9 protein-coding genes are annotated in these 9,397 nt (G+C 69.5%); 7 read left to right on the top strand and 2 right to left on the bottom strand.

The genetic code is table 11. The annotated features are described in order from the left end of the window. Positions 1-193: 193 nt before the first annotated feature. The 3 genes from A4R44_RS42560 to A4R44_RS42550 are packed head-to-tail and all read left to right on the top strand — an operon-like array spanning position 194 to position 2,626. On the top strand, positions 194-1,564 hold the full coding sequence (locus A4R44_RS42560) for an AIPR family protein (protein WP_157905152.1): 1,371 nt from the start codon (positions 194-196) through the stop codon (positions 1,562-1,564). Then, the gene (locus A4R44_RS42555; protein ID WP_067594611.1) at positions 1,540-1,803 is read left to right on the top strand and encodes a hypothetical protein; all 264 of its coding nucleotides are present in this window, start codon (positions 1,540-1,542) and stop codon (positions 1,801-1,803) included. Before A4R44_RS42560 ends, A4R44_RS42555 begins: the two co-directional genes overlap by 25 nt. Continuing rightward, positions 1,796-2,626, top strand: a complete 831-nt coding sequence (locus A4R44_RS42550) for a serine/threonine-protein kinase (protein WP_067594608.1) — start codon at positions 1,796-1,798, stop codon at positions 2,624-2,626. The genes A4R44_RS42555 and A4R44_RS42550 overlap by 8 nt, the downstream gene beginning before the upstream one ends. Here the strand turns inward: A4R44_RS42550 and A4R44_RS42545 are convergent. Beyond that, a complete protein-coding gene (locus A4R44_RS42545; RefSeq protein ID WP_067594605.1) occupies positions 2,617-4,260 on the bottom strand; it encodes a hypothetical protein in 1,644 nt (547 codons plus the stop codon). The two genes, A4R44_RS42550 and A4R44_RS42545, sit on opposite strands and share 10 nt — an antisense overlap. Before the next feature lie 32 nt (positions 4,261-4,292). Here A4R44_RS42545 and A4R44_RS42540 point away from each other — a divergent pair, with 32 nt between their 5' ends. Beyond that, positions 4,293-4,700, top strand: coding sequence for a hypothetical protein (locus A4R44_RS42540; RefSeq protein ID WP_067594602.1), 408 nt, complete (start codon positions 4,293-4,295; stop codon positions 4,698-4,700). Positions 4,701-5,075: 375 nt separating this feature from the next. Here A4R44_RS42540 and A4R44_RS42535 read toward each other — a convergent pair whose 3' ends face one another. Beyond that, complete coding sequence (locus A4R44_RS42535) at positions 5,076-5,987, bottom strand: hypothetical protein (protein ID WP_067594598.1); 912 nt, start codon at positions 5,985-5,987, stop codon at positions 5,076-5,078. A 444-nt stretch (positions 5,988-6,431) separates the two neighbouring features. On the opposite strand from A4R44_RS42535, the gene A4R44_RS42530 reads away from it, so the two are divergent. From A4R44_RS42530 to A4R44_RS47100, 3 genes are all read left to right on the top strand, one after another. Further along, on the top strand, positions 6,432-7,832 hold the full coding sequence (locus A4R44_RS42530) for a carbamoyltransferase C-terminal domain-containing protein (RefSeq protein ID WP_198545663.1): 1,401 nt from the start codon (positions 6,432-6,434) through the stop codon (positions 7,830-7,832). Then, positions 7,829-8,872, top strand: a complete 1,044-nt coding sequence (locus A4R44_RS42525; protein WP_198545662.1) for a hypothetical protein — start codon at positions 7,829-7,831, stop codon at positions 8,870-8,872. Before A4R44_RS42530 ends, A4R44_RS42525 begins: the two co-directional genes overlap by 4 nt. Before the next feature lie 51 nt (positions 8,873-8,923). Next, on the top strand, positions 8,924-9,397 hold a 474-nt coding region (locus A4R44_RS47100; RefSeq protein WP_095213977.1), incomplete at its 3' end, for a topology modulation protein.

Below are 9,397 nucleotides of genomic sequence, written 5' to 3'. Positions count from 1 at the left end.
CCATGCCCGTCGCCTCCGTTGCCGTGCTGTCGCCGGTGTCGTGCTCACTGCTGCTGGCAGACTTGCCGGCGTGCGATTGCTTCCTGAACCGGACGACACCGGCGGCCCGCGTACTACGCTGCTGGCAGGTACGAGACGCCGACGCGAGGTCACCACTGTGAACAGTCCTAAGACTCCGCTCGCGATCCAGCACGTGCGCGACACGCTGGCTGCCGAGTTCAGGGACAAGTTCCCCGCCGACGCTCCGGGCTTCCTCGGGAAAGCATTGGCAGCGAAGGCGGTTCAGCTCCTGACCGGCCGCACCCTGGCCGAGGCGGTCTCCTCCGTGACCGACGGCCACGACGATCTTGGCATCGATGCGCTGGCCTTCTCCTTGCCCACGAACGAGTTGTGGCTCGTGCAAGCGAAGTGGAGCGACCAGGGCCGTGCGGTTTTCCGTGCTGCCGACGCTGATCGGCTGGTCCGCGGCTTCCAGGCGCTGGACAACTTCGAGTTCGACCGGATGAACCCGCGGCTGCGTACGTTCGCCGACCAGGTCCGCCGGATGCTGGCCACGCCGGACGTCCGTGTTCATCTCGTCGCCGCGGTCATGACGGAATCAGGCGTGGCGCAACCCGTCCAGAACATGATCGACGCTGCGGCGTCGGACCTGCCATGCTCGGTCGACTTGCATGTTCTGACCGCTGCCGACTTTCACGTGGCGGCACGCGAGTATCTGCAGCCGGGTCCGGTGAGCATCGACGCGACGTTCTCGGACGGCTGGTCCACGATCGACTACCCGTACCGGTCATACGTGGGGATGGTGCCGGCGGCGCAGGTCGCCCGATGGTATCTGGACAACGGCCCGGCGCTCATGATCCGCAACGCGCGCAACGCGCTCGCGACAAGCGAGATCAGCGAGAGCCTCCTCGCGAGCCCGCTGAAAAACCCTGAACAGTTCGTGTTTTTGAACAACGGGATCACGGTCGTGTGCGACGGAGCCGTTCTGGAGCCGCTCGCCGCAGACGGCCGGACTCAGCCCGCGCGGCTTCGCCTTTCCGGCGCGGCAATCGTCAACGGCGTGCAGACGGCTTTGGCGCTCTACCGCACGTACGAGAACAACCCGCGTTCCCTCGACGATGCCCGCGTTGTGCTCAGAGTAGTCGTGGCCGAGGACGCCCGCGAGGGGGTCGCGGAAACGATCGCTGTCGCGACCAACATCCAGAACCGGATGGAACCACGCGACTTTGCGACATTGGACGAGCTCCAAATCCGTATCAGGGAAGACTTCAAGGTCTCGCTGAACAAGGACTACGCGCTCCGCCGCCGCGAGCTCCCACCGGCTCCGGACGCCGGTTGCACGGCAGACGAAGCCGCGCTCGCCCTGGCCTGTGCGCACCCGGACCCGGCCATGGTGTCGCGAATCGTGTCCTCTGCCGACTTCCTATGGACACCGGGTCCTGACGGCGCGTACACGGCGTTGTTCGGCCACCGCCCGCCCGCCCGCGAGATCTGGCGGTCGGTACNTCGGTACTGCGGCTGCGCGCGCTGCGCAAGGCAGTGCACGAGCACGCGGCCCGGCTGACAGGGCGACAGGCGGCGATCGCCGAGAAAGGCGAGCTCGTCGTAGCGCACATCCTGTTCCAGCGCGCAGATCTGCACGACGACGTGCCGGCCGTCCTGTCGGCGATCAGTGCGGCGATGGACGCCCGCTTCGGGGACGTCGGGTTCGTGTCGGCCGTTCTCGGCAACCCGCAACGCTGCGCCGAATTGATCGGCGCCGTCGTGACGGCCATCGACAAGAACGAGGAGACCGATGCCTGAACAGCGGCTCCTGCGAAAACGCTATCGGATCATCCGCGAAATCGGCCCGCGCAGCCCCAAATCGGCGGTCTACCTTGCCGAGGATCTTGAACAACCTCCCGGCAGCAAGGTCGCGGTGAAGAGGATCACCGCAGCCGACGACGTTGCGGCGGAACGGTCCCGACGCGAAGTGCGCGCTTTGCAGAAATTGCGGCATCCTGACATCCCCGCCATCCGCGACTACTGGGTCGACGAGGACAGGACCACGGTGAACCTGGTCATGGACTACGTGCCAGGACCCACTCTCACAGACATCAAGTACAGGCACGCGGAGCGCGGGACGCCGGTTCCGGTCGGATGGGCACTCGCGCTGGCAGCGCATGTCTGCTCGATTCTCGTCTACGTCCACGATCAGTCGATCGTCCACCGCGACATCACGCCGAACAACATCATGGTCTCCGACGGACACGGCAAGCTGATCGACTTCGGCATCATGCTGGACACGGGATGCGACGACACACGGCTCACCGGTCCGCAGTTAGAGGGCTCCCAGTACTACATCGCGCCTGAACGGCGCCGCGGCGACGACAGGTCGCCAGGAGACGTGTATTCCGTCGGCATGATATTGGCTGATCTTCTGGCGGATCGCCTGCCCGGCGACATCGCTCCGCCGCTCGCCAAGCTGACCAGCGAACTGCTGTCAGGGCTGCCGGGAGACCGGCCGGACGCCCGCCAGGCGTTCGAACGCCTCCGATCGCTGTTGCCCGGCAATGCTCCACAGCAGCTGGACCTGATCGGGCCCGACGCAACGCTGCTGCTTCCCGCACTCGACGCTCAGCCGTGAGCCGGCTCGCCGTGCGGGCGACCAATTCCGGAGTGCCGCCGGGCGGCAGGGAACCGGACACGGCGAGCAGCTCGGCCCCGGAGAGGTGCCGGTCGAGCAGCGCGGCGAACCGGTTCTATTCGGCGGCGGTGGTCGCGGGGCCGGGCGTCGTCGGCGCGGCCCATCGCCTCTTCGAATAGCGCGTCGACATCCTCGAGACCGTCGGACAGGGCGGCTGCGGCGAGGTAGTACTCCGACCGGTTGGTTCCCGGTTCGTACGGTGATGCGGCCCGGTCGAGCTGGGCTCGCACCAGCGGTGTGCGTTCTTCAGGCGGCAAATGCAGGGCCAGCAGCGACTGGCGTCCAGCCCCGGCGCCGGCGCCGATCGACTGGGCGGTGTTCTTGGACGCCGCCATCAGCTCGACAGCAGCGGCACGAGCCGCTGTCAGCTGAGCTTCCGACGGCTCGTCGGTGATCAACGAAAGCAACGCGCCGGCGTGCCTGTTGCCCTCTGCTGCGAGCTCCGCGAGGCGCGGTCGGACGAGGTCTGGGTGCTGGGAAAACAGCTCGGAGGCGCTCGTCTCGACCCTGTGGGCCACTCCGGACCTCGTCTGCGCCAGCAGGTCCAGCAGTTGCGCGACAGCTGCCTCGCGCAGCGCGGAATGCGATGTCGCGATCGCTACGCAGGCGGCGACATGGTCGTCGTCGGTGTCCCGGGAGTGGTCGAGACCTCGCGGCACAGATGGTTCCAGGTGGTCCAGCAACCGGGATGCTTGCTCGATCGTCGTCCTGCCCGCGAGCGCAGCGGCGGCTTTCGTCGCCTCGAGTGCCAGCGACGGCGAGAAAAAGGGTGCGTCCTGCAGCTGTCCGGCGCGGTGCCGGTCCAGGACGTCGAGCGCGGCGTCGACGATCTCGTTGACGTGGTCGTCGGGAACACGATCGGCTTGAACGGCGAGGATCCGGAATGCAGCCGCCGGGACCCAGTAGGCCGGCGCTGTGAGATCGTGTCGGACGTCGACGTAGCGGTCTCCTGTTGCCCGGGCGAGTTCGTCGGCGTCCTTGAGCCGGGCGGCCTGGATCAGCAACGCGGCAGCGCGGTCGGGCTCTCCTGCATCCTGGTAGGCGCGGGCGAGCAATCGCCGGACGTGGTTCGCTGTGCCCCAGTAGCCCGAGGCGTGGGCGAAACGCAGCCAGTCCCGCAGCCGGAGGACAGCGGGGAGCTTGCGCTCCGTGACGGCTTCAAGCGCGCGGACCTCGATCCTATGCGCGCCGGCGCGCACTGCCGGGCGCTCGGCCGCTGCCGAGTTCGTCCCTGCGCCTGGCCCGGATGCGTTCGATGTCCTCGGCGGTCGAGGCGGGAACAGGCGGGTCCAGCGGCGTTCCCAGGCCGTCGCGCCACGCGTTGAGCCGGGCTTCGAGCGTGTGCCGAGGGGGTCGCCTCGCCTCTGATGCCGGTCGTCGGGCGTGACTTCCCAGGCGCGCTGGATCGCGGCGAGGCACCAGCCGCGGCGGAACCACTCGTTGAGGACCTTGCGCAGCGGGGGGAGCGGCACGTAGGTCCGTCCGGCGGTGCGCCGGAACGTCTCGGTCGCGCGCTCGGCCTCGGCGTCGCAGGTCACCAGTTGCCGCCGGTGCCATTCCGCGGCGTTGCTCATTGTCACCGTCCGGATGTGGTCTCATATCGCCCGTGGACGTCTTCGACGAACTGGCTGATTCCGATACCAGTGTCGCGCATTGGTGCGACAAATCCGGTCTGACACTCAGGAAAGTGCTCAATCGGTTCCCGGATACCCGGCCGCCGCTGAACCTGGAAAGAATTGTTCAGGATCCGCTCGAAAAAGCGCTGAAGATTCTTGAAAACGTGCTCGAACGTTTCGGGGAGGACGATTTCCGCGGTTCGGAGCGGCCTCCGTCGTGGCCGTCGCTGCCGCCGGTGTTCGACGTCGTGTCGCTGACGGCGACACTGCACGATCTTCACGGGATGTGGCAGCCGCTGACCGTCGCTCCGCCGTGGTGGGTCCGGCGGGAATTCGAGACTGTGCGCTCCGTTGTGCGCGGCGCGGCGCTCGGACTCGCGCCCGCCGCGCTGGTGTAAGTGCTGCGGGCGCCGGTGCTGATTCCCTCCGACGAGGCGGCGCGGAAGCAACGCTGGGCCCCCCTCGTCGCACCGGTACACGCCCGCGCAGCTCGTGTCCGCTGCGGACCGCGCTCGCGGCGCGGGCGAAGGAACCGGCCGTCCGTACCACGAGTGGGTGCATTCGCGGCCTCCGGTGAGCACAGTGACCCCGGCCGCGGTGGTCGCGGTTGCGTGCCCGGGGTTCCCTGCAATGCCGCGGAGACACCGTGGAACCAGCACACCGCACGGGTATTGGAGGCAGTCGCGCGGATCGGTGACATCCGAGGCGCAGGAGGGGGCTGATCGGATTGGGGCCGAGCCTGGCCCGAACGGGCCCGGTTCGGCCCGTGAGGACTAGGCGTCGTCCGGTGCCAACGCCAGATAGTGCCGCGCGAGCCACCCGGTCGCGGTGTAGTCGCCGCGGCGCGTGAACGCTGCGGCGCCGGGCACGGGGTTGTCGCCTTCGGCAGGGAGCGGATAGGCGCTCTCGACGGCTCCGGTCACCGGGGTCCTCGCTGTCGTTCGTCCGGTCCACGTGATCAGGGCGCCGGAGATCAGGTCCTCGACCGCGGCGCGGTCGCCCTCGGCGTTCAGGGTGCAGCCGGTGGTTCGCTCGCGAAGCAGGCCCACGTAGTCGCCGTGCTCGAGGCGGCAGTGGCGAGGCGGGACGGCGTGGGGCCAGTCCGGGGACCGGACGCCTCGCTCCGCCGCGGCTCGCCACAGCGTCGGCACGGCGGCGGCCGCGTGCGGCGGCGTGGCCATCTGTTCGCAGATCCAGAGCAGCCGTCCGGCGCCTCGGCCGGGAGCCAGCTGCCGCCAGCGGATCCGGCGCCCGAGGTCGGCGGCGACGATCGCGGCCCACGGGTGCACGGTGCCGAGGTGGCCCTGCGCGCCGAGCCACGCCAGATACCGCGGTGCTTGTTCCAATACGGGAAACACCGTGCTGGAGGGCAAACCGGCCACAGCGCGGCTGTGGTGGGCGAACAGGCGCGGCGAGCGGGCGACGAGCAGCATGACCGCTCGCGCGAGATCGCCGGGCGCGAGCGACATCGCCGAGCCCAGCCCGGCGACCGCCGTCCCGGCGGTGATGCGCTCGCGCCGCCCGCCGGCTTTGAGGATCCGCGCCACGACCGGCCGCTGCTGTTCGGCCACGGGCGCGTGTGCCAGTTCGGGGACGAGCACGGCAACGGTGTGGACGAGGGTGTCCTCGGCGCAGTCGGGGTCCTCGGGCGGGGCGAGCGCGGCCAGCGGAGCGCAGCCGGGCACCGGTGCGGGCGCTGATCATCAGACGGGCCGTGAGCCGTGCCAGCTCGGCGACGGCCACGCCGGTCGCGCCGTCCGGGCGCGGCTTCTCGACCAGATAGCCGTGTTCGACGAGGAAGGCGAGTGCCTCTGCGACAGGTTCGGTGCCGTCGTCTCCCTGGTGATGGCACAGGGTGCGCAGCCACCACTGCTCGGCTTTCTCAACGTCGGTGATGCGGCCCTGCAGAACTTCGGCGAGGACGTGGTCGGGGAGGGTGTCGTGGATCTGCGAGTAGACCGCGTACCCGTCGACGATCGCGCCCTGCCAGTTCGCGCGTTCCAGTTCGGTGGCGAGCAGGTAGGCCCAGCCTTCGCGCTCGCCGGTGCCGATCAGCCCAGCTGCCCGGGCACCTGTTCCGCGCCGGGAGCCGGGACCGCGCGGTGCCCCGCGTCCGCAGTTTCGCCCGCGTGGCCGCGCGTACCCGCGCCCGGATGCGGGACTTGTCCGCACGATTTCCGCGGGCGCGGGTACGCGCGGTGCAGCACCACCTCGCACATGGGATGTACGCGTTCGCCTCGTCAGGTTACGAGGACGCCGCCGTCCTGGTCGTCGACAGTCTTGGCGAGGTGCAGTCGACGACGATCGGCCACGCCCGGCAGACCGCTGGCCGCGGATGCGCGTATCGGATCGCCGAGGCGATCGACGATCCGGCGTCGCTTGGGTACGCCTACGGCGCGATCACGGAGCACCTTGGCTGGAGGCGGGGCGATGAAGAAGGCACCGTCATGGCCTTGGCCGCGCTTGGCGATCCGGCACGCTTCCGCGGGCTGTTCGCGCGGGCGATACCGATCACCGACACCGGGTTCGCGCTGGATCCCGGACTGCTGCCGCTGCGGGTGCTGTCCAGCCGATATGCCCGGATGAGCGACGCGATGACGGCGGCCACCTGCCCGCCCCGGCGCGCGGGCGATCCGATCGAGCAGGTGCACCAAGACCTCGCCGCGACGCTGCAGGAACGCACCGAAACGGTCATGCTGCACCTCGCCCGGCGCGCGCGGCGCGTCACCGGCTCGGGATTGCTGTGCGTTGGCGGCGGGGTCGCCGCCAATTGCGTCGCCGTCGGGAAGATCGTCGAAAGCGGGCTGTTCGACGAGGTGCACGTGCCGCCGGCGCCCGGTGACTCCGGGACGGCGATCGGGGCTGCCGCCGCCGCGCACCTGACCCGGTTCGGGACGCTTCCCTCGGCGGTGTCGGACCGCTGCTATCTCGGTCCGGCCTATCCGGATCTCGTGCTGCCGGAGTCGCCTCGTCCGGGTCTGTTCGCGCACCGGCCCGCATCCGCGGCCAGCTTCCTCGCTCGCCAGCTGGCCGACGGCCGCATCGCCGGCGTCTTCAACGGCAGGCTGGAGGCCGGGCCTCGCGCTTTGGGGAACAGGTCGATGCTGGCGTCGCCGCTGCTGCCCGACGTTGTCGACCGGCTGAACGCGACCGTGAAGTTCAGGGAGCCGTTCCGCCCGTTCGCGCCGATCGTGCTCGCCGGCGCGGCGCGCGACTACTTCACCCTGCCGCAGCCGGCGCCGTACATGTCTGTCGCATCCGGTGTGACCGAACTGGCGCGCGGGAAGATCCCGGCTGTCGTCCACGCCAACGGCACCGCCCGCGTCCAGACCGTGACAGCGGCGCAGAACCCGTTTCTCGCCGAAGTGCTGACCGAGTTCGAGGCACTGACCGGTGTCCCGGTGCTCATCAACACCTCGCTCAACATCAAGGGCAAGCCGATCTGCGGCACCCCCGCAATGGCACTGGACTGCCTCGTGGCCAGCGGCCTGGACGCGCTGATGATGGAAGGCTGGTGGATCGCGAAATGAGGATCGGATACAGCTTCTGGGGATTTCTCGGCCCCGGGATCGCGGACACTCCCGACGGCGGGCGGAGCCATCGCCGCGTGCTCGTTGACGGCCTGCGATCCCGCGGCCACGAGATCGTTTTCCTGCAACCCGACCGGGATTTCGCCGAGGCGGGCACGGATTTCTCCGATCGCTATGCCTGGGATGTCGGCCTTCCCGGCATCGACGCGCTGTTCCTGGAATGGCGGTGGCGGATCCCGGGGCGCAACACGACCTGGTGCGGGGCCGCCGGGCACACCTGCGACCTGCATCGCCAGCAGCAGCTGCTCGATCATTACACCGGCCTGCGCAGGACTCCGACCATTCTCTGGGACAAGGACCGGAAGCTCCCGCCCGGCGACCCGCTCCGCAGCCTGCGCAACGTGGTGGTCTGCGAGGCGGCCCTGAGCCCGGCGCCGGGTGCGGTCTCGCTGCTGTTCCCGGTCGCCGACGACGTGCTCGACGGCGCGGACGCCGAGGCCCTTGCCGCTCAGGACCGGGACCTGCCGCTGGCCTATGTCGGCAACCAATACGATCGCGACGACGCGTTCACCGCGTTCTTCGCCCCGGCCGCCGCCGCGCACCGGCACTTGGTGGCAGGCAAGTGGACCCGTACCGAAGCGTGGCCGCACGTGAGGTTCGCCGGCAGGGTTCCGTTCGCCGAGGTCGCCGAAATCTATCGCCGCGCGGTAGCGACCGTCCTGCTGCTGCCCGACCGGTACGCGGCGGCAGGCCAGATGACCCAGCGCCTCGTCGAGGCCGTCCTCGCCGGATGCCTGCCGCTGACCCCCGCGAACATCCGCGGCGCCGGCCGCTTCACGCCACGAGCGCTGCATGTCTCCGACGGCGCCGCCGTCACGGCCAGGATCACCCGGCTGAGCGGCATCGCCGGGCAGCGGGAGCATGCGGACCTGATCGCGAGCTGCTTGCGGTCGCTGGAGATGTTCCGCGTGTCGCGCCAGCTCGCAGTGCTCGACGACGTGCTGGCCCAGCGGCCTCCTCGGCAGGCGGTGGCACCGTGACCGCTCCGCCGCCCGTCTTGCCGGGATCACGCACCGGTAACGTTCCGGTCCATGGACAGGATCGCCATCATCGGCTGCGGCGGGTCCGGCAAGACCCACCTCGCGAACCAGCTCGCCGCGCTTCTGGATCTCCCGCTCACCCACCTCGACGGCGTCTATTACGACGAGCACTGGAACCCGCTGCCCCAGGAGGAATTCGCCGCACTGCAGCGCGAACTGGTCGCCGGATCCCGGTGGCTGCTGGAAGGGAACTACGCCGGGACCCTCCCCATCCGGCTGGCCGCGGCAGACACCGTGGTCTTCCTGGACTTGCCCGCCGTCACCTGCCTGGCCGGCATCTTCCAGCGAAGGTGGCATTACCGGGGCGGACAGCACGCCGACGACGGTGTCTACGACCGCATCACCTGGAACTTCGTCCGCTACGTCTGGGGCTACCGCAAAACCATGCGCCCCAAGGTTCGTCGCCTTCTGGACGAGCATCGCGGCGGTGCCCGGCTGATCACCTTGACCAGCCGCAGGCAGACC

The organism is Amycolatopsis sp. M39, assembly GCF_001651785.1.
GTDB classification, from domain to species: domain Bacteria; phylum Actinomycetota; class Actinomycetes; order Mycobacteriales; family Pseudonocardiaceae; genus Amycolatopsis; species Amycolatopsis rubida.
This window is presented reverse-complemented; position numbering and strand designations above follow the sequence as displayed.